Annotated in this window: 21 protein-coding genes; 11 read left to right on the forward strand and 10 right to left on the reverse strand. The window is 70.2% G+C overall.

What is annotated here, in order from left to right:
* Window positions 1–11: 11 nt before the first annotated feature.
* The 3 genes from IGS68_RS25400 to IGS68_RS25410 all read right to left on the reverse strand — a co-directional run bounded on the left by IGS68_RS25400 (window position 12) and on the right by IGS68_RS25410 (window position 2,201).
* Window positions 12–671 (reverse strand): DUF6064 family protein, encoded by a 660-nt coding sequence (locus IGS68_RS25400; RefSeq protein WP_201075353.1) that lies wholly within the window; start codon window positions 669–671, stop codon window positions 12–14.
* On the reverse strand, window positions 671–1,603 hold the full coding sequence (locus tag IGS68_RS25405; RefSeq protein ID WP_201075354.1) for an aldo/keto reductase: 933 nt from the start codon (window positions 1,601–1,603) through the stop codon (window positions 671–673). The genes IGS68_RS25400 and IGS68_RS25405 overlap by 1 nt, the downstream gene beginning before the upstream one ends.
* Before the next feature lie 61 nt (window positions 1,604–1,664).
* On the reverse strand, window positions 1,665–2,201 hold the full coding sequence (locus IGS68_RS25410) for a hypothetical protein (protein WP_201075355.1): 537 nt from the start codon (window positions 2,199–2,201) through the stop codon (window positions 1,665–1,667).
* A gap of 301 nt (window positions 2,202–2,502) precedes the next feature.
* On the opposite strand from IGS68_RS25410, the gene IGS68_RS25415 reads away from it, so the two are divergent.
* A complete protein-coding gene (locus IGS68_RS25415; RefSeq protein ID WP_201075356.1) occupies window positions 2,503–2,943 on the forward strand; it encodes a phasin family protein in 441 nt (146 codons plus the stop codon).
* A gap of 223 nt (window positions 2,944–3,166) precedes the next feature.
* A complete protein-coding gene (locus IGS68_RS25420) occupies window positions 3,167–3,505 on the forward strand; it encodes a hypothetical protein (protein WP_201075357.1) in 339 nt (112 codons plus the stop codon).
* Window positions 3,506–3,567: 62 nt separating this feature from the next.
* Here IGS68_RS25420 and IGS68_RS25425 read toward each other — a convergent pair whose 3' ends face one another.
* From IGS68_RS25425 to IGS68_RS25440, 4 genes are all read right to left on the reverse strand, one after another.
* Window positions 3,568–4,488: an NAD(P)-dependent oxidoreductase gene (locus tag IGS68_RS25425; protein WP_201075359.1), complete on the reverse strand. Its 921-nt coding sequence runs from the start codon at window positions 4,486–4,488 to the stop codon at window positions 3,568–3,570.
* A gap of 53 nt (window positions 4,489–4,541) precedes the next feature.
* Window positions 4,542–5,510, reverse strand: a complete 969-nt coding sequence (corA, locus tag IGS68_RS25430) for a magnesium/cobalt transporter CorA (RefSeq protein ID WP_247881075.1) — start codon at window positions 5,508–5,510, stop codon at window positions 4,542–4,544.
* A gap of 74 nt (window positions 5,511–5,584) precedes the next feature.
* On the reverse strand, window positions 5,585–8,455 hold the full coding sequence (locus tag IGS68_RS25435) for a serine/threonine-protein kinase (RefSeq protein WP_201075363.1): 2,871 nt from the start codon (window positions 8,453–8,455) through the stop codon (window positions 5,585–5,587).
* A 241-nt stretch (window positions 8,456–8,696) separates the two neighbouring features.
* Window positions 8,697–8,852 carry a zinc-finger domain-containing protein gene (locus IGS68_RS25440; protein WP_323378332.1) on the reverse strand — a complete coding sequence of 52 codons (156 nt, stop codon included), beginning with the start codon at window positions 8,850–8,852 and terminating at the stop codon, window positions 8,697–8,699.
* Between the two features lie 232 nt (window positions 8,853–9,084).
* Here IGS68_RS25440 and IGS68_RS25445 point away from each other — a divergent pair, with 232 nt between their 5' ends.
* The 4 genes from IGS68_RS25445 (at window position 9,085) to IGS68_RS25460 (ending at window position 12,480) form a co-directional block, all read left to right on the forward strand.
* A complete protein-coding gene (locus IGS68_RS25445; RefSeq protein WP_201075367.1) occupies window positions 9,085–10,122 on the forward strand; it encodes an ABC transporter ATP-binding protein in 1,038 nt (345 codons plus the stop codon).
* 16 nt (window positions 10,123–10,138) lie between these two features.
* On the forward strand, window positions 10,139–11,227 hold the full coding sequence (locus IGS68_RS25450) for an alpha/beta hydrolase (protein WP_201075369.1): 1,089 nt from the start codon (window positions 10,139–10,141) through the stop codon (window positions 11,225–11,227).
* A gap of 63 nt (window positions 11,228–11,290) precedes the next feature.
* Window positions 11,291–11,791, forward strand: a complete 501-nt coding sequence (locus tag IGS68_RS25455; protein ID WP_201075371.1) for a hypothetical protein — start codon at window positions 11,291–11,293, stop codon at window positions 11,789–11,791.
* A gap of 104 nt (window positions 11,792–11,895) precedes the next feature.
* Complete coding sequence (locus IGS68_RS25460) at window positions 11,896–12,480, forward strand: phosphatase PAP2 family protein (RefSeq protein WP_201075380.1); 585 nt, start codon at window positions 11,896–11,898, stop codon at window positions 12,478–12,480.
* 3 nt (window positions 12,481–12,483) lie between these two features.
* Here IGS68_RS25460 and greB read toward each other — a convergent pair whose 3' ends face one another.
* A complete protein-coding gene (gene greB / locus IGS68_RS25465) occupies window positions 12,484–13,050 on the reverse strand; it encodes a transcription elongation factor GreB (protein ID WP_201075388.1) in 567 nt (188 codons plus the stop codon).
* 83 nt (window positions 13,051–13,133) lie between these two features.
* On the opposite strand from greB, the gene IGS68_RS25470 reads away from it, so the two are divergent.
* Window positions 13,134–14,357: an MFS transporter gene (locus IGS68_RS25470; protein WP_201075391.1), complete on the forward strand. Its 1,224-nt coding sequence runs from the start codon at window positions 13,134–13,136 to the stop codon at window positions 14,355–14,357.
* A 13-nt stretch (window positions 14,358–14,370) separates the two neighbouring features.
* Here IGS68_RS25470 and IGS68_RS25475 read toward each other — a convergent pair whose 3' ends face one another.
* Window positions 14,371–14,886 carry a ferritin-like domain-containing protein gene (locus tag IGS68_RS25475; RefSeq protein ID WP_201075393.1) on the reverse strand — a complete coding sequence of 172 codons (516 nt, stop codon included), beginning with the start codon at window positions 14,884–14,886 and terminating at the stop codon, window positions 14,371–14,373.
* A gap of 217 nt (window positions 14,887–15,103) precedes the next feature.
* On the opposite strand from IGS68_RS25475, the gene IGS68_RS25480 reads away from it, so the two are divergent.
* From IGS68_RS25480 to IGS68_RS25490, 3 genes are all read left to right on the forward strand, one after another.
* Entirely contained in the window at window positions 15,104–15,259 is a 156-nt protein-coding gene (locus IGS68_RS25480; RefSeq protein ID WP_201075395.1) for a hypothetical protein, read from the forward strand.
* Between the two features lie 11 nt (window positions 15,260–15,270).
* Window positions 15,271–15,495, forward strand: a complete 225-nt coding sequence (locus IGS68_RS25485; protein ID WP_201075397.1) for a hypothetical protein — start codon at window positions 15,271–15,273, stop codon at window positions 15,493–15,495.
* A 139-nt stretch (window positions 15,496–15,634) separates the two neighbouring features.
* Window positions 15,635–17,260, forward strand: a complete 1,626-nt coding sequence (locus IGS68_RS25490; RefSeq protein ID WP_201075399.1) for an ATP-binding response regulator — start codon at window positions 15,635–15,637, stop codon at window positions 17,258–17,260.
* Here IGS68_RS25490 and IGS68_RS25495 read toward each other — a convergent pair.
* The gene (locus IGS68_RS25495; RefSeq protein WP_247881076.1) at window positions 17,170–18,282 is read right to left on the reverse strand and encodes a patatin-like phospholipase family protein; all 1,113 of its coding nucleotides are present in this window, start codon (window positions 18,280–18,282) and stop codon (window positions 17,170–17,172) included. The genes IGS68_RS25490 and IGS68_RS25495 overlap by 91 nt on opposite strands.
* A gap of 230 nt (window positions 18,283–18,512) precedes the next feature.
* On the opposite strand from IGS68_RS25495, the gene IGS68_RS25500 reads away from it, so the two are divergent.
* Complete coding sequence (locus tag IGS68_RS25500) at window positions 18,513–18,764, forward strand: hypothetical protein (protein ID WP_201075400.1); 252 nt, start codon at window positions 18,513–18,515, stop codon at window positions 18,762–18,764.
* Window positions 18,765–18,789 lie beyond the last annotated feature (25 nt).

Raw genomic sequence — 18,789 nt, forward strand, 5'->3', positions numbered from 1 at the left:
CGGAGGCGGGGTCACCCCGAGGCCCTGGCCGGGCGGGCGGCGAGCACCAGCGCCACGAGGGCCGCCAGCGGCGGGACGAAGGCGTCGGGAGCTTCCATCGTCCAGAGCGTGGCGCCGCTGACCAGGCACCACAGGACGGGGATGACCATCAGGCCCCAGCGCCAAGGGCCGGACGCCAGCGCCACGATGCCGAGCGTGCCGACCGCGGTGGGATCCGGCGTCATGGCGAAGGTCTCCACCTGCGCCCAGTCCCGTCCGGCCAGCACGCCGGCCAGCGGCTGGACCGCCAGCGCGAAGGCGAACAGGCCGAGCCGCCAGGGTCGGCCGGCGGCGAGGTCCAGCTTTCCGCCCAGCGTTCCCGCCAGGACGAGAAGCACGGCCTGCGCCAGGAACAGGCCCGCGAACCAGGCCGCCGCCCAGTTGATCGTGGCGTAGCGGTCGTAAAGGAAGCTCCAGGCGACCCAGGCCCAGGCGATCGCCAGCAGGGCCGCGACGATGCGGCCCCGAACCGGGCCGCCGCGCGCCGCCAGCACCAGGACCGCGAGGCCAAGGACAAGCGCCGCCAAGTGCGCCGGCCACAGGGCCTGGTTGTGAAGCTCGAACAGGCGGTAATAGGTCCGCGGCGAGAACAGCAGGAAGTCGGAGAGCGTGTAGGTCCACCACTCCGACATCAGAGATCCTCGACATGGGCCGCCATGCGTCGGCGCATCGCCGCATCCGGCATCGGCCCGCGCGCGGCGGCCATGTTCTCCCGCACATGGTCGACGCGGGTGGTCGCCGGGATCGCGCAGGTGACGGCGGGGTGCGAGATGACGAACTTGAGCAGCAGCTGCGCCCAGGTGTCGCACCCGATCTCCGCCGCCCAGCCGGGCAGCGCCTCTCCTTCCAGCCTGCGGGTCAGGGCGCCCTGGCGGAACGGCCGGTTGACGATCACGCCGATGCCGCGCTCGGCGGCCAGCGGCAGGATGCGCTCCTCAACCTCGCGGTCCAGCACGTTGTAGCTGACCTGGACGAAGTCGAGCGGATGGTCGCGCATGATCCGCTCGAACTCGCCGTGGCGCCGGCCCTCGGAGGTCGTGATGCCGACATAGCGCAGGCGCCCCTCGGCCTTCATGGCGAACAGCGTCTCCAGGTGCCGTTCCCACGAGAGCAGGTTGTGGACCTGGAGCAGGTCGAACCGGGGCACGCCCCAGAGGCGGCGCGACTCCTCGATCTGCCCGGGGCCGGCGGCGGGGGACGAGATCCAGACCTTGTCGGTCGAGAACAGGGCCTGCGGGTGGCCGAGCCGGCCCAGCCCATGGCCGATCACCGCCTGGGACGAGCCGTACATGGGCGAGCTGTCGATCATACGCCCGCCGGCCTCGAAGAAGGCGGCCATGACATCGGCGCACTCGTCCCGGAGGACCGGGTCGTCGCCGACATTGAAGGTGATCCAGGAGCCGAGGCCGACCGCCGGCAGCGCCTCGCCGCTCGACGGGATCGGCCGGGTCAGCGGCGGCCCGGCTTGCGCCCTGCCCAGGGAAGGCGCCAGGACGGCTGCCGCCCCGGTCGCCGCCATCAGGCCCAGGAGGGCGCGGCGGCTGAGGCTCGGCGTGTCGGTCATCGGGCAGTCTCCATCTCGAGGGGAACCGTTCCCCCTGAGATGGACTTCCCCGGCGCCGGAGTCAGGCCGGATCGTCGGGTTTCTTCGCGGCACGCCCTTCCGGCTGCGTCCTGTCCCCGCTCCGGGCCCGCTTGGACCGGGACAGGACCTTGAACCGCTCGAGCTGGTCCGGCTCGTTGTAGCCGCCGAGGAACAGGTCGCCCAGCGCCCGCCGGCTGAGCGCCCGGATGCGGTTGCGGATGGCGTTGCGCAACGCCTCCTGGCTCATCTGGCAGCGTTGGCACAGCTTGCGGAGCTTGCCGCTGGCGTCGCCCGACAGCCGGACGAGCCGGACCGTCACCGGCATGTCCCGGACCTCGGCATATTCGACCACGTTCGGCCAGGCCGCGCGGCGGCCGCGCCGGTCGCGCCAGGTCTGGTCGTCGGCATCGAACCAGCGGCCGTCCGCCAGGCAGCGCACCACCGTGCCGTGCTTCCGCCCGCAGTCCCGGCAGCGTTCGTTGGCGCTGACCGGCGTCGTGTCCGTATAGCGCACGCTCTCGCCCGAAGGATCGAGCTGCGGCCGGTATGTCGCCTTACGCCGTCCTGCGCTGCTCAACTCATGTCCCCTTGACCACCGGGCCACCATGCCACACCTGCGCCGGAGCGGCCATGGGCCTCCCCGCGCCGGGGGATTACGCCTTTGGTGATAGATATACGCGCAGAAACCCGTCCTTGCGTACAGCTCCGGCGGTTTTCCAGAAAAATGCACTCCGGCGATGCACGATTCCCCTTGAACCGAACGCCGATCCCACTCATGTTGCAGTGCAGCAAGAGACGGAGCCGAGCGTTCCTCCGAACGGACGGACCCGGCTCCTCGACGCGATCAAATCATCACCATTTTATCGGGAGACGCTTCCATGAATACGTTCGCTCCGTTCAAGGTTCCGGGCTTCGAGCAGTTCAAGGTTCCGGGCTTCGACTTCAACGCCGTGTTCGACATCCAGCGCCGCAACATCGAGGCCCTGACCGCCGCCGGCCAGACCTTCGCCCAGGGCATGCAGACCGTCGCCCAGCGCCAGGGCGAGATCGCCCGCCAGTCCATGGAGCAGTTCCAGGGTCTGCTGTCGAACGCCGCCCCGACCGGCCAGGTCGAGGACACCATCATCAAGCAGGCCGACCTGGTCAAGGCCGCCTACGAGAAGAACGTCTCGAACGCCCGCGAGCTTCAGGACATCGTCTCGAAGGTCACGAACGAGGCTTCCGACATCCTGAGCCGCCGCGTCGTCGCCAGCCTGGACGAGATCAAGGCCGTCGCCCAGCCGAAGAAGGTCTCCGAGCGCACCGTCAAGGCCGCCTGAGGCAGGGTTCCGGGCCCTGACCGGGCCCGACCCGGAACCGAGAACCTTGGATTGTACCCGTTTGGGACGGTGACAATGTGGGGTTCTCGGTCCCTTGTGCTGGAATAGTGACTCGGTTGTGGTAGTGTCCACTGGCCGAAAGGATATTGAGGGACGGGTTTCCGGCCCTTATTTTCACCGCGACGCGGCGCCTAGCCAGGAGCCGGGATTTCACAGGGAGAACATGATGCGCGATATCGCCATTACCCTCGAGCAGGCTGCCCATTGGCTGAATTGCAGCACCGCCAAGATCAAGGAGTATCTGGCGGCCGGCCGTCTGCGCGCGTTCGAAGGCAAGTCGGGCGATGCCGCCAAGGTGATCTCGCTGAACGCGACCGTGATCCTGGCCGAAAGCCTTCCCCCGGAAGCCGGCATCTTCCAGATCGCCGAGAAGCGCGACTACGACTCGGCGCCCCGTCCGCGCCAGGCCGGCATGGGCCGCGAGCGGCCGCCGCTCGAAGTCGTCCGCACCTCCGGCCCGATCGTCGAGCGCCGCCCGCTGCGCCCCTTCGTGGCCCGCTGATTTTTGCAGTCCGCGACGTGTGGATCGGCCCCCGCCCGACGGCGGGGGCCGATCCATGCCAGTTACGATGATCCTTCGGCGTCGGCCTCCGGCACCAGCGAGATGCCGTTGAGGCCCGCCGTGATATCAGACAGCATCGGCACGTAATCGTCGCCGTGCCCGCCGGTGACGGCGAGCGCGTAGGAATTCCGGACGGCGGCCCCGAGCGGGTTGGCGACGCCGGCCGCGTTGGCGAAGGACGACGTGTAGGTCATGTCCTTCAGCGCGTTGCGCAGCGTGAAGCGGTGGGCGTTCCGGTCGCGCTCCAGCACATATTTGAAGAATGTCTGGTAGAAGCCGCAGTCCATCCGGCCGCCCCGGATCACGCTGTCGAACACCGTCGGCGTCAGTCCCGCCTTGGCGCCCAGGGTCAGCGCCTCCGAATAGAGCGCCGCATAGCCCATCGACAGGAAGTTGTTGAGCAGCTTCATCGTGTGGCCGGTCCCGGTCGGCCCGGTCTCGATGACCCGGCCGGCGAAGCAGTCCAGCACCGGGCGCGCCCGCGCGACGGCGTCGGACCCGCCGCCCACCATCACGTCGAGCGTGCCCTCCCAGGCGTCCTTCGGCGTCCGGCTGAGCGGCGCGTCGATCAGCGTGATGCCTTTGGGCTCCAGCTCGGCCGCGAGGCGGGTGGTCACCGCCGGCTCCGACGTCGAGCAGTCGATGATGAGCAGCGGCTTGCCGGCCGAGGCCAGGCCGTCCGGCCCGTTGATCACCGCCTCGACCTGCGGGCTCCCGGTCACGCAGAGCAGGACGATGTCGCAGGCTTCGGCCAGTTCGCGGGCGCTGCCGGCCTCGGCGGCGCCGCGCTGCTTCAGGTCCTCGACCGGCTCGCGGTTACGGTGGCCGAGCACGGTCAGCGGATAGCCCTTGCCGACGATGTTGGCGGCCATGCCGTGGCCCATCAGCCCGACGCCGATGAAGCCGATACGTTCCTTGCCCATGGATTTCTCCCCTCGATTTTTCTTTGCGGGTGGTGGTGGTTCAACAACGCTTGTCAGAGCCATCCGCTCCTTTTGAAGCGCAGATAGAGCCAAAGGCAGACGGCCAGGATGACCGCGACCGCCGACGGATAGCCGTAGCGCCAGTGCAGCTCGGGCATATGCTCGAAATTCATGCCGTAGATCCCGGCGATCGCGGTGGGCACCGCCAGGATGGCGGCCCAGCCGGCCAGCTTCTTCATCACCTCGTTCTGCCGGATCGAGACGATCAGCAGGTTCGCCTCCAGCGCCGAGGCCAGCAGCTCGCGCAGGTTCTCGATCCGCTCCGTCAGCCGGGTGGTATGGTCCTGGACGTCCCGGAAATAGGGCTTCAGGTCCTCGTCGATCAGCGGCACCTCGACCCGCGCGAGGCGGCCGGCCATCTCGATCAGCGGTGTCACCGAACGCCGGAGGATCTGGAGTTCGCGCCGGATCTCGTAGATGCGGGCGATCCGCTCCGGGGAGAAGGCGGCGGTCAGCACCTCCGCGGCGGTTTCCTCGACCTCCGCCTCCAGCGTCTCGACGATCGGGAAATACTTGTCCACGACGAAGTCGATGATGGAGTAGAGGACGAAATCGACGCCCTTGCCGAGCATCATCGGCACCGTCTCGCAGCGCTTGCGCAGCTCCGCGTAGGAGGAGGAGGCGCCATGGCGCACGGTGATGACATAGCCATGGCCGATGAAGACATGGGTCTCGCCGCACTCGACCCGGCCCGACTTCAGCTCGGCGGTGCGCAGGACCACGAACAGGGATTGCCCGTAGGCTTCCAGCTTGGGCCGCTGGTGCGCCCGGTGGGCATCCTCCACCGCCAGGTCGTGCAGGCCGAACCGCGCCTGGACGGTGTGAAGCAGCTCCTCGCTGGGCTCCAGCAGCCCGATCCAGACGAAATGGTCCGGCTGATCCGGCGGCTCCGCCTGGTCGATGCTCACCGAGCGGTTCCGACGGCCCCCGATATAGAGGGCGCTGTCGACCACCATGTCCATGGAGTTGCCCCGTCGCGCGCAAAGCGCGATCATAGGCACGTATGCGCGAACCTGTCGAGCGACGGCCGCCCGCCCTATTTCCGGCCGGACAGCGCCGCCTCGAAGTCGCCCAGCAGCTCGATCATGTCCTGGTGACGCTCGGCGCCGCGCAGCGACAGGCCCTTCAGCAGGACCTGCTCGACCGCAGCGGGGATCGCGACGCCCAGGCGGGATGGCGGGACGAGGTCGTCCTGCTCGATCCGGGCCAGCGCGTCGGCCGGCATCTGGCCGGCGAGCGTGCGGTAGAGGGTGGCGCACAGGGCGTAGACGTCGGTCCAGGGACCCTGGCGGCCGCCGGCATTGTACTGCTCCAGCGGGGCGTAGCCGCGCTTCAGGATCACGGTCAGGTTCTGCTCCCCCTGGGACAGCGCCATGCGGGCGGCGCCGAAGTCCAGCAGCTTGGAGCGCTTGTCGCTGGTGATGTAGATGTTGTCCGGGCTGATGTCGCGGTGGAGCACGTTCCTCTCGTGGACCCGGGCGAGGCCGCGCATCACCGGCAGGATCACGCTCAGCGCCTCGCCGAACGGCAGCTTTCCGCCCCGCTCGTTCAGCACCTCCTGCAGGGAGCGGCCCTCCAGGTATTCCATCACCATGTAGGCGGTGCCGTTCTCGGTGAAGAAGTCCAGCACGTCCACGATCTCCGGCGTGGTGCGGAACTGGGCCAGCAGGCGCGCCTCGTCCAGGAACTTCTCCATGCCCGTGCGGTAGGGTCCCGCCTGCTCGGCCCCGCTGGGCGCCACCAGCGCGCTGGCCGGCATGCGAACCGAATACATGGAGGGGTAGTATTCCTTCACCGCGACCAGGGCATGCAGCCGCTCGTCGCGGCCGACATAGGTGATGCCGAAGCCGCCCAGCCCGAGCACCCGGCCGATCCGGTAGCGGCCGGTCAGCATGGTGTTGGGAGCCAGGACGAAGCCGTCGCGCTGGCTCGGCACGTGGCGGTAGCCGCAGGCGGGGCAGACGTCGGTATAGCCGGGGACGAAGCAGCTCGGACAGACCCGGGCCTCGGCCGCGGGCGCCCCCAGCCGGGCGGCGCCGGACCCGGCCATGGCGCCGTGGTCGAGCAGCCGGGTCGCCGCCGGCTCGGCGGGCTTCGGGTCCGCGGCGCGGCCCGCCACCCAGTCGCCCCGGCCCTCGGTCGTCCGCGGTTCCGGCTGGGGCACGGCGGCCAGCAGCTCCTGGAGGGATGCCAGCTCCCGCTTGCGCTCGGCCGGATCGGTCAGGTCGGACACCACCAGCGTCTCGAAGCCGTTGCGCCCGACCAGGGCGAACAGCCGGGTGCGCGCCATGTCCAGCGGCCGTCCGGGGGTCAGCAGGCCCTGGGTGCAGAGCTGGGCCAGCTTGATCACCCGCTGCCGCAGGCTCAGCTCGGGGTTGTCGAGCTTCTCCAGGATGCGGTTCTCGGTCAGGAAGTCGGTGAAGACCGCGTCGACCATGTGGAGCAGCTTGGACCGGACGTCCCCGGGAAGCTGGGCGGCGCTCAGCAGGGCGTGGGTGTTGCTGAGCACCTTCATCTTCTGGACCGGATGCGACCCGCTGTCCACGAAGCTGCTGATCAGGCGCGGCCGGGCCGCCATGTCGTCCAGGGCTTCCAGCATCAGGCGCGGCTGGCGCTGGGCCAGGGGCGACTGGGCCAACGCCTGGATATAGTTGATCTTGCGCGCCGGCTCGCCCATCAGGGCCAGCAACCTCGCCATCGCCTCCTTCAACCCGGCGAGGCCGCCCTGTTCCTGGGTGCGGGCATGCCGGGAGGTGATCGCCTCCGCCATCTCGGGCCCGCCCTCGACCCCCTGCTCGGTCACCAGCCGGTCGAGCAGGGCCATGAAGGAGGAAGCCTTGGCGTCGCGCGCCGACGGGCGGCTGTCGCCGAGCTGGACCTGGATGTGGAACAGCGCCGCCCGGCGCGCCTGGGGCAGCCGGCCGGCGTCGAACTGGTGGGCCAGCGCCCGGAGGTTGTCGGGCAGCGAAGCCAGCAGCGCCGAGGTCTCGTCGCCCCGGACAACATCGTAAAGGCGGCACAGGCGCAGGCTGGGATCGGCGTCGGGCCCGAACAGCTCGCGGACGGCGGCACCCGACGCGAACAGGTCGGCGACCAGCCCGTCCAGCACGGCCGCCGCCTTGTCGTCGACCGTTTCATACAGCCAGTCGGTCAGCCGCGACAGCTTGCCGGCCCAGTCGCGGGCTCCCAGCAGCTCGGTGCAGGCGGCGTGGGTCAGGGCGAACCGGGCATCGCCGGGCCTGCCGGCCGGCTTGCCGCCCTTGGCCGCCTTGGCGCCGCGCCCCGCGTCATCCGGACCGGGCTTGCCGAACCGCTCGGCCAGCGGCGCGAAGGCCTGCCGGGACTTGAAGTTCCGCTGGTAGCTGCCGCGCGCGGCACGGGCGCGGGTCGCCAGCTCGTCGATCCGGCGGTTGAGCGCGTTGCGCGCCCCGGCGGAGTCGCCCCCGGTCAGCCGGGCGTGGCTGGCGGCCGCGGTGGTCACGGCGCTCTTCATCAGGGGAATGACGGCCAGCAGCTTGTCCGCCTCGTCGGCGCAGTGGAGCACCTCGCTGACCAGCAGCGTCTTCTGGTCGAGATAGTCGGACAGCAGGCGGCGGATCGTCAGCCGGCTGGACAGCTCGTAATAATCCTCCAGCGATTCGCAGAAGGGCGCCTCGATGCCGTCGGCGATCCGGACCTGGGTCAGCGGCATCGTCGTCTTCATCACCTCGGAGACGACGACGCCGACGCTGCCGCCGTCCTGCCGGAGGATCTTCTTGGTGATCCGGACGCCCGCCGTGGTCGGCTGGAGCATCAGCCGGTCCGCAGCGCTCTTGGCCTGATCCTCGTCATCCAGCAGATGCTCCAGCATCCACTGTTCGTCGCGGAAGATCAGAACCTCGTAAGCGGACTTCTTTTTGCGCAGCATGGCCGGACAGAAGGAACTGAAACGCCGACCCGGCGCGGAACCCCTTGCATCTTCCCCCGGGACGCCCCTTCGGAAGATTGCACCGCGACAAGTCGAATCAATTCCAACTTATTGTTCCGGCCTCGAACAGTAAAGCGCGGCGTGACGGAGGCGGCCGGTTTTCGCCGATTAGCCGCAGGCGGGACCGGCGATACCCGGCCCGGTGATCGCCTTCCGCCGGCGGCGGCCCGCCCGTCTCCGCTCAGTGGCCGTGCCCGGCCTTGGCGCCGGGCTTCAGCTCGAAGCGGCGTCCGCAGTAGGGGCAGTCGGCCCGGCCCGATTCGCTGAGCGTCAGGTAGACCATGGGATGCCCGAGCGCCCCGCCGCCGCCGTCGCAGCCCACAGTTTCCGTCTCCACCTGAATTGTTTCTGTCGGCTGCATTACCTATGTCCCTGTCTTGAATCCGGCGCGCCGCTGGAACGCCGCCCCGGCATGTCCTGACGGCCGCCGGGATGATACAAGACGGCGCTGCCCGATCAACGCGATTGTTGGTACCCGCGTACCGGGGTCGCAGCCCGCGGCGCGGCCTTGAACGACGCCCGGCGGAAAGAAGCCGCCCCGGCATCCCTGAACTGGAACCGATCAGACCATGAATTCGCCCTCCCCCTCCCTCCCGGCCGCCGAACCGACGCTTCCGACCACCCCGCTGCCCGCGCACGCGGTCGAGGTCCGCGGCCTGACCAAGACCTACAAGGCGGCGGGGCGGGCGCCCGCGAAGGAGGCGCTGAAGGGGATCGACCTGGCGATCCCGCGCGGCTCGCTGTTCGGCCTGCTCGGCCCCAACGGCGCCGGCAAGTCCACCCTGATCAACATCCTGGCCGGGCTGGTCAACAAGACCGGCGGCGAGGCCCGGATCTGGGGCCGTGACATCGACCGCGAGGCCCGCGCCTCGCGCGCGGCGATCGGCGTGGTGCCCCAGGAGCTGAACATCGATCCGTTCTTCACGCCGCGGGAGCTGCTGAACCTCCAGGCCGGCCTGTACGGCGTGCCCAAGTCGGAGCGCATCACCGAGGACCTGCTGAAGGCGGTCGGGCTCCAGGACAAGGCGGACGCCTATGCCCGGACCCTGTCGGGCGGCATGCGGCGCCGGCTGATGGTCGCCAAGGCGATGGTGCATTCCCCCCCGGTGCTGGTGCTGGACGAGCCGACCGCCGGGGTGGACATCGAGCTGCGCCAGATGCTGTGGGAGCAGGTCCGGGCGCTCAACCGCGCCGGCACGACGGTGCTCCTGACCACCCACTACCTGCAGGAGGCGGAGGAGCTGTGCGACACCATCGCGATCATCAACCACGGCCAGGTGGTGGCGATGGACAGCACGAAGGCGCTGCTGCGCCGGCTGGACAGCAAGGCGCTGGTCATCCAGCTCGACCGCGACCTGACATCGGTGCCCGCCGGGCTGGACGGCTGGCAGATCGAGCTGCCGGAGCCCCGCCGCCTGGTGGTGCGCTACAAGCCGAGCCGCACCCGGGTCGGCGACGTGCTGGCGGCGATCCAGGCGGCCGGGCTGACGATCCAGGACCTCAGCACGGTGGAGACCGACCTGGAGGACATCTTCCTCCAGCTGACCCGGGGTTCCCACGATGCCGAAGCCGGCGACCCGACCCTGCTTCCGGGATCGCGGCGCTGACCGGGGCCGCGCGGGAATGGCGCCGCCGTCCCGGGCCGGGAGCCCGCGGGCCCGGATCGCGCTGCTGGCCGTCCTGCTTCTGGCGGCCGGATGCTCCGCCACTTTCCAGCCGAGGGGACCGGCGATGCGGGCGCCGGACCTGACGGCGGAACGGATCGTCACGCCGGACGGCGTGGCGCTGCCGATGCGCGCCTGGCTGCCGGAGCCGGACGGGCCGCCGCTCCGCGCGGTGGTCCTGGCGCTGCACGGGTTCAACGACTACTCCAACGCCTTCGAGGGGACCGGAAGCTTCTTCGCGGCCCGCGGGATCGCGACCTACGCCTACGACCAGCGCGGCTTCGGCGCCCACGAGAGGCCCGGGATCTGGCCCACCGCCGACACCCTGATCGCCGACCTGCACACGGCGGCGTCGCTGGTTCGGCGGCGGCATCCCGGCCTCCCCCTGTACCTGCTGGGCGAGAGCATGGGCGGGGCGGTGATCCTGAGCGCGCTGGCCGGGCCTCCCCCGCCGGGGACCGAGCCGCTGGAGCCCGCGGGCACGATCCTGTCGGCCCCGGCGGTATGGGACCGCGACTCGCTCACGGCGCTCCAGCGCGCGGCGCTCTGGATCAGCTACCGCACGGTCCCGTGGCTGCGGCTGACCGCGCCGCGCGAGCTGAAGATCCGGCCGTCGGACAATATCGAGATGCTGCGCGGGCTGAGCCGCGACCCGCTGGTGATCAAGGGCACCCGGGTCGACGCGGTCGAGGGGCTGGTCCGGCTGATGAGCCGCGCCGCGGCGGCGGTGCCCGAGCTTCCGGCGCCGGCCCTGGTGCTCTACGGCCTCAACGAGCAGGTGATCCCGCGCGCGCCGATCGAGAAGGCGCTGGCGGCGCTGCCCCGGCACGTGGACTCCGCGGTCTACGAGGAGGGCTACCACATGCTGATGCGGGATCTCCAGGGAGAGACCGTGCTGCGCGACATGGTCAGCTGGATCGGGAATCCCTCCGCCCCCCTGCCCAGCGGCGCCGACCGGCGGCCCTTCACCAGGATGGCGGGCAGCGGGACGGCGGGCAGCGGGACGGCGGGCTCCGGCGCGGCGCGCACCGAGATGGCCGGCCCTTGAGTGGACCTTATCGGCCCGTCGCGGGTTTTCCCTTGGCGGTGGACATGGATGGAAGGAAGCGGCATGGCCGACACGCTACGCGACGGCCCGGGAGCGGCCGGCCGGACTCCGGAGGCGCGGTCGAGGTTCCGGCCGCTGGCCGGGTTCCTCGCCGGGTTCGTCGGGGTCCTGGTGTTCCATCAGGCGATGCTCGGGCTGCTTCACCTCGCCGGGCTGACCGCGGGCCAGCCCTGGGCGTTGCGGCCGGTGCCGCCGTTGGGTTTGCCCGCCGTGCTGTCGGCGGCGTTCTGGGGCGGCGTCTGGGGCATCGCGCTGTCCGCGGCGGAGCGGTTCTTCCCGCGCGGGGCCGGTTACTGGCTCGCGGCCTTCCTGTTCGGCGCGGTCCTGCCGACGCTGGTCGCCTGGTTCGTCGTCCTGCCGCTGAAAGGGATGCCGGCCGGGAACGGCTGGCAGCCGGCCGGGATGCTGACCGGCGTCCTGGTCAACGGCGCCTGGGGCCTGGGCACGGCGTTCATCCTGTCGCGGTTCTCCACCGGGCGGCGGAACCTTACCAAGGCGGTATGAGCGTATCGGATGCTCCGTCGCGGAACCGCTTGGACAGTTGAACAATCAACTGTTTTTCGGGAAAACTGCGGACATCCTCCAGAACATCCCCGTGCGCCCCCGACATGATGCATACCGTTACGAGCCTAGGCGATTCCGGGCTGCTGCTGCCCGCCTCCGTCTGCGTGTTCGCCTACCTGCTGTGGCGGGGCGCCCATTCGGTGGCGCTGCTCTGGGCGGCGACGCTGGCGATCGGGCTCGGCACCACGCTGGTCGCCAAGCTGGGCTTCATCGCCTGCGGAGGCACCACCGGCCTGCTCGACATCGAGAGCCCGAGCGGGCACACCAGCTTCGCGGCGATCTTCTTCGGCTGCTGCGCGCTGATCGCCGGCTTCGGCCGGCCGGCTTGGCAGCGCCTCGCCATCCTGGCCACCGCCGGGACGGTGATCCTGCTGGTGGCGCTCAGCCGGGTCGCCCTGCGCGCCCACACGGCGGAGGAGGTGGTCGGCGGCCTGGCGATCGGCTGCGCCTGCGTCGGCCTGTTCGCCTGGGCCCATGCCCGGATAGATCCGCCCGCGGTGAGGCTGCGCCCGGTCGCTGTGGTCTTCGCCGTGCTGGTGGTCCTGCTGAACGGGCACAGCCTGAGCGCCGAGCCGCTGATCCGCGACATCGCGCACAAGCTGCGCATCACCATGAATGTCTGCGGCTAGGGATCAGGGATCCGGCCGGCGCGGCGGCGGATAGACGATCGCGACCACCTCGATCTGCTCCGGCCCGGCGGGGGTGCGCAGGTCGACCACGTCGCCGACGCGCGCCTTCAGCAGCGCCTTGGCGACCGGCGAGATCCAGCTGATGCGGCCCCGGTCCAGGTCCGTCTCGTCGATGCCGACGATGGTGACGGTGCGTTCCTCGTCCCGCTCGTTGGCATAGGTGACGGTGGCCCCGAAGAAGACGCGGTCGCGGTTCTTCTGGGCCGAGGGATCGACCACCTGCGCCGCCTCCATCCGCTTGGTCAGGAAGCGGATGCGGCGGTCGATCTCGCGCAGGCGCTTCTTGCCGTAGATGTAGTCGCCGTTCTCCGACCGGTCGCCATTGCCGGCGGCCCAGGACACGACCTCGACCGTCTTCGGGCGCTCGACCCGCATCAGGTTCCTGAACTCGTCCTGGAGTCGCTGGAACCCCTCGGGCGTGATGTAGTTCTTGACGCCTGCCGGCCGGGTTTCCTTCTCGTCCGGCAGATCCTCATCGGCGTCGCTTTCGCGGACGAAGGCCTTGCTCATGGGGTGCGGCTTTTTCCAACTGGTTGCATCGGCGCGGGCGGTGCAGGGTGGCGCCCGACGTCATGCTGATGCAAGGGATAATCATGCCGGGTGGAAGAATGCCGGGCGTCCTGGCGCGGATCCTGGTCGGCCGGGGGATGCGGTCGTTCGCCGACGGCTTCGTGGCGCTGCTGCTGCCGATCCACCTGTCCCGGCTGGGATACGGCCCGGCGGAGGTCGGGCTGGTGGCGACCGCGACCCTGCTGGGATCGGCGGCGCTGACCCTGGGGCTGGGCTTCGCCGGGCACCGGGTGCCGCTGGGCCGGGCGCTGGCCGGGGCGGCGCTTCTGATGGCGGCCACCGGCGCCGGTTTCGCCGGGATCGAGGCGTTCTGGCCGCTGCTGCTGGTCGCCTTCGTCGGGACGATCAATCCGTCCAGCGGCGACGTCAGCGTCTTCCTGCCGCTGGAGCACACGCTGATCGCCCATCTGGTGGACGACGCGGAGCGGACGGCGGTGTTCGCGCGCTACAGCCTGATCGGCTCGGTCGGGTCGGCGCTGGGGGCGCTGTCGATCGGCACGCTGCACTGGTTCGACCAGGCCGTCCCGGAGGGCGCGGCCACCCAAGTGCTGTTCGCGCTTTACGGTGTCCTCGGGCTCGCCACGCTGCTGCTCTACGCGGGAATGCCGGACGTGGCGCCGGCGGCGGAACATCGGCGCACGGCCTCCCTCGGACCGTCGCGCCGGCGGGTCTGGGGTCTGGCGGCCCTGTTCTCGGTGGATTCGTTCGGCGGCGGCTTCGTCGTGAATTCGCTGCTGGCGCTGTGGCTGTTCCAGCGGTTCGGGCTGTCGGCCGCCGCCACCGGGACGATCTTCTTCGTGACCGGCCTGTGCTCCGCCGTCTCGTACCTGGTGGCGGTCAGGCTGGCCCGCCGGATCGGGCTGGTCAACACGATGGTCTTCACCCATCTGCCGGCCAACATCCTGCTGATCCTGGCGGCCTTCGCGCCGACGCTGCCGGTCGCGGTGGTCTTCCTGGTGCTGCGCAGCCTGCTGTCCCAGATGGACGTGCCGGCCCGCACCTCGTACGTGATGGCGATCGTGGAACCGGCCGAGCGGCCGGCGGCGGCGAGCCTGACCGCGGTGCCGCGCAGCCTGGCCTCCGCCCTGTCGCCGGCCCTGGCGGGAGCGATGCTGGGGGCGGGAACCTTCGGCTGGCCGCTGGTCTGCGCCGGTGCCCTCAAGATCGCCTACGACCTGACGCTGCTCGCCTGCTTCCGCGCGGTGAAGCCCCCGGAGGAGCGAACCCCTCCGGAGGCTTCGGACTAGACGCCCGGCCGGCTCAGATCTTGGCCGATTCGCCGCGCGAGCCGATCTCGATGTACTTGCGGGTGATCGGCTCGACCAGGTCGGCGACCTGGCGGGCCATGTTGACTTCCTCGTCCAGCGACTGGCGGAGGCCGGTCAGGTTGCTGAAGCCGGCGGCGTCGCCCATCACCAGGAGGGACTTGTAGGAGGCGATCTCGTAGTTCTCGAACGCGGTGTTCGCCAGCATGTTCTTGATGATCTCGTCCGACGCGACGGAATGGGCGATCGCGGCGGCGTTGCCCATGAAGCCCTGGACGGCTTCCTTGAGCGCGGACGGGCTCTCGGACAGCTGGCTCATCACTTCTTCGAGGCGGACGCGCTGCTGCTCGGTTTCCTGGATGTGCCGGCGCAGGAGCTGTTCGAGTTCCGGATAGTTCTCCAGCCGCTCCACCTGCCGGTTCATGATCTGAAGCGCCTGCTGCTCGAGGGCATGGGCGTTGTGCAGGCCGGTCGTGAAGATATCGCGCGCGGCATCCGTAGTCGAAGCCATGGTAGGAACCCTCCGTTGGTGTATCTGCGGGCATCAACCGGGCGGACCGTGCGGTGGTTCCCGACGCCGGAGGGTGATTTTCAGCCCTCCGCGCCTGTTTCGGTATTCGCGGACCGTGCCCCTTTCCGGGGCGGGCCGCAGGGATACATCCCTTCTCCTCGACGACATCTTCTCGATGACGGGTCCCGGGCGACGGGGCCCGAAAAGGAGGAACACCATGCTGCCGCTTCCCCTGCCGCCGAATCCGATGAATCCCTTCGGCATCGTGTCCGGAGCCATCGCCGTCACCGCGACCATGGCGGGACTGGGCGTCGGGCTGGCGCTCGGCGCCGCGATGCTCGCCGCCGGCTCCGCGATGTCCCGCAACCGCTGAGGAGGACTCCCATGATCCGGACCATGATGAACGGCGCCGTGCATTTCGGCGGCGGGATCGTCCTCGGCGTGCTGACCATCTTCGCCCTGAAGGGCATGGCCGAGAAGGGAATGACGGGCCGGGACGACCGCATGGGCATGACCGGCGGAGCGGGCCGGGGGATGGGCGGAACCGGTTCGGCACCGCCGCCGGACTCGACCGCCGGCCGCGGATTCGACAAGGCCGAGGGCATCTAGGCCGGGGCCGCCAAGCCCCGGAACTCCCCCGGCCCGTGTTGCCCCGCCCGGCGTAATCCGTTGGCGCTGTATCCCGGAGGGAGTCCGGGATGGATTAATGCCCCTCGGATCAACGACCGGCGGTTCCCGGAAGCACGCCATGCCGATAGCGGATCTCCTGGCCGAGTACTTCACGGTCACCGGCGACGTCATCATGGTGACGGAGACGGAACCGTTCGCCGAGCCCGGCCCGGTGATCACCTATGTGAGCCCCGCCTTCGAGCGGCTGACCGGCTATCCCGCCGAATACGCCGTCGGCCGGTCGCCCCGCTTCCTGCAGGGCGGCGGGACCGACCGTGCCGCCCTGGCGCGCATCCGGGCAGCGCTGGAGCGGCGCCGGCCCATCCGGGAGGATCTGCTCAACTATCGCCGCGACGGCACCCCCTTCTGGATCGAGCTGGCCATCCACCCGATCACCGACGCGCGGGGCAGGCTTCGGTGCTTCCTGAGCGTGCTGCACGACATCACCGAGCGCAAGCGCATCGAGGCGATGCTGCGGGACGCCGAGAGCGAGGCGCGGCAAGCCCGCCGGACGGCCGAGGAGGCCACGCTGGCGCGGTCGCGGTTCTTCGCCGCGGCGAGCCACGACTTGCGCCAGCCTTACCAGGCGATCCGGCTGCTCCACCAGCTCCTGGCGGACCGGCTGGTCGATCCCGCCCACCGCGCCCTGGCCGAGAAGCTGGGGGAGGCGATCCAGGCGGGAGAGTCCCTGCTGAACGTCCTGCTGGACGTCTCCGCGCTGGAGGCGGGGACCATCCGGCCGCGGATGGCCGACGTGGCGGTGGAAGGCCTGCTGACGCGGCTGGCCCACGAGATGGAGCCCCAGGCCCAGGCGGCCGGGCTGCGGTTCCGGGTCCGCCCGTGCCGGGCCTCGGTCCGGAGCGATCCGGTGCTGCTCCAGCGGATGATCTCCAACCTTCTCAGCAACGCCCTGCGCTACACCCCGTCCGGCGGCATCCTGCTCGGCTGCCGGCGGCGGGGCGGCGCGATCCGCATCGAGGTCTGGGACACCGGCATCGGGATCCCGGAGGAGAATCTCGGCGACGTGTTCGAGGATTTCATCCAGCTCGGCAACCCCGAGCGCGACCGGAGCCGGGGGCTCGGGCTGGGGCTCGCGGTGGTCGCCCGCATGGCGAAGCTGCTGGACCACCGGATCGAGGTCCGGTCCGTGCCGGGGCGGGGCTCGATGTTCGCCGTGACGGTGCCGCTGTCGGAACGCCGCGGCGGCGCCGAGGTCCCCGCCGCCCCCGCGCCGGGCAAGCGGAGGCTGGAAGGCAGGACCGCCATCGTGATCGACGACGATCCCATCGTGCTGGAGAGCCTGGCCCTGGTGATCGAGAGCTGGGGCATGTCGGCGGTCCGCGTCGTCAGCCTGGACGAGCTGCACGCCGCGCTGGCCGGCGTGACGCACCCTCCCGACCTGGTCCTGGCGGACTACCGGCTGCAGGGCGACCGCAGCGGGTCCGACGCCGTGGAGCTGGTGCGGAGCCGCTGCGGGACGCCCGTCCCGGCGCTGCTGCTGACCGGGGACACCCATCCCGACCGGCTCCGGGAGGCGGCGGCCCACGGCTACCGCATTCTGCACAAGCCGATCCATCCCGCCGTCCTGCGGGACCAGGTGGAACTGCTGCTCGATCAGGCCACCTTGCCGAGCGGGAGCGCCGCCGTCCCGCCCGCACCGTCCTCGGCCGCCGCGCTGGCATCCTCCGAATCCACCGGGACGTAGTCGAACCGGCCCTTGGGCGCCGGCCCGGCGCGCAGCAGCGCCAGCCCGGACGCCATGTCGCGCCGGCCGGCGGCCCGGCGGTCGCGGACCGACGCGGGCGAGTAGTCCAGCGTCTTGACCGCCAACTCATGGGCGGCCGCCTGGTAGGCCAGATGGAGCAGCCGGACCGACGGGCCGTCCGGGTCCTGCCGCTCCATCAGGGCGAACTCCCTCCGGAGGGCGGCGACGCTGCGCCGGGTGGCGCTGGAGAACAGGATGTCCTGGCTGCGTTCGAGCGCCGCGTCCAGGGAGGCGGGCCGCGGGCTGCGCAGGCTGAACAGGTCTACCGCGATGCAGGTCAGGTCGCGGGGGAGCGGTTCCCGGAACGGGTAGTCGAGCGGCAGGTTGTTGGTGTAGCCGGGATCGCACAGCAGCCGGCCTTCGATCTCGACCGGCGGGAAGGCCGGCGTGATGGCGGCGCTGGCCAGGATGTGCTCCGGCCCGATCCGGTCCCGGGCGGTGTCGAAATAGACCTCGTCGCCGGTTTCCAGATCGACGCAGGCGGCCGTGAACCGGACCTGGCCGCCGTTGAGCCGGTCGAAATCCACTAGGCGCTCCAGGGTCGCGCGCAGCGGGGCCGTGTCATAGAGCGCCACGTCGTTCGGGACCCACGGCAGCGCCGACCACAGCCCGGGATAGCGGTGCCTGAAGATGTTGGGCCGGCCGAACAGCGCGGCCAGGGCCGCGTTCATGCCGTTATAGATCTGGCGCTGCTTCAGGCCGGGAAGAAACGGCGTGCTCGAGGTCGGCAGGGTCGCCTCCTCCCAGAAGCGGGTCAGCTTCGCGACCCTGTCCTCCGGGGCGTTGCCCGCCAGGATGGCGCCGGTGATCGCCCCGACCGAGGCGCCGATGATCCAGCCCGGCCGGACGCCCTGGTCGTGCAGTTCCTCGTAGGCGCCCGCCAGATAGGCGCCCAGCGCGTTGCCGCCCCCGAGGACGAGCGCGATATCCCGGGTTCCGCCTGGCATGGAGGACAAAGGCATGTCGATTTCCTTCTGCGTTTCTGGAAGAGCGGGGGTGTCGTCCCGGAAGTCTCTTCGCACTTGCGAGATGGCGTCGGCGGAGGCAACAGCCAAGGTCGGAGGTCGTTCCATGGGGCTAGCCCCGACGCCACGGCGCTCCGACCTTGTTCCTTAAAAATTTATTTAAATATTGGATTAGCCTCGACGGTGTCGGGGCATCCCTCGAAACGACCAAGAAAAGGAGACGCGCGATGGAGAACGGTGAGTTGGAGAAGGACACGGGCGACAGGCTCGAGATGGAGCGGCGGAAGTTCCTGGGGCGGTGCGGGCGCTTCGCGATCGCCACGCCGCCGGCCATCACCCTGCTGATGTCGACCAGCCTGACCTCGCAGGCGATCGCCAAGTCCGGCGGCAAGGGCCATCCCAACAACGGCTTCGGCAACGGCCCGCGCGACGGTATTCCGGGGCGGTCCTGGAAGAACCACGGCGACGCGGATCGCTGAGGCCCGCAGGCCTCGTTGGAGAACG

The organism is Skermanella sp. TT6 (assembly GCF_016653635.2).
GTDB classification, from domain to species: Bacteria; Pseudomonadota; Alphaproteobacteria; order Azospirillales; family Azospirillaceae; genus Skermanella; species Skermanella cutis.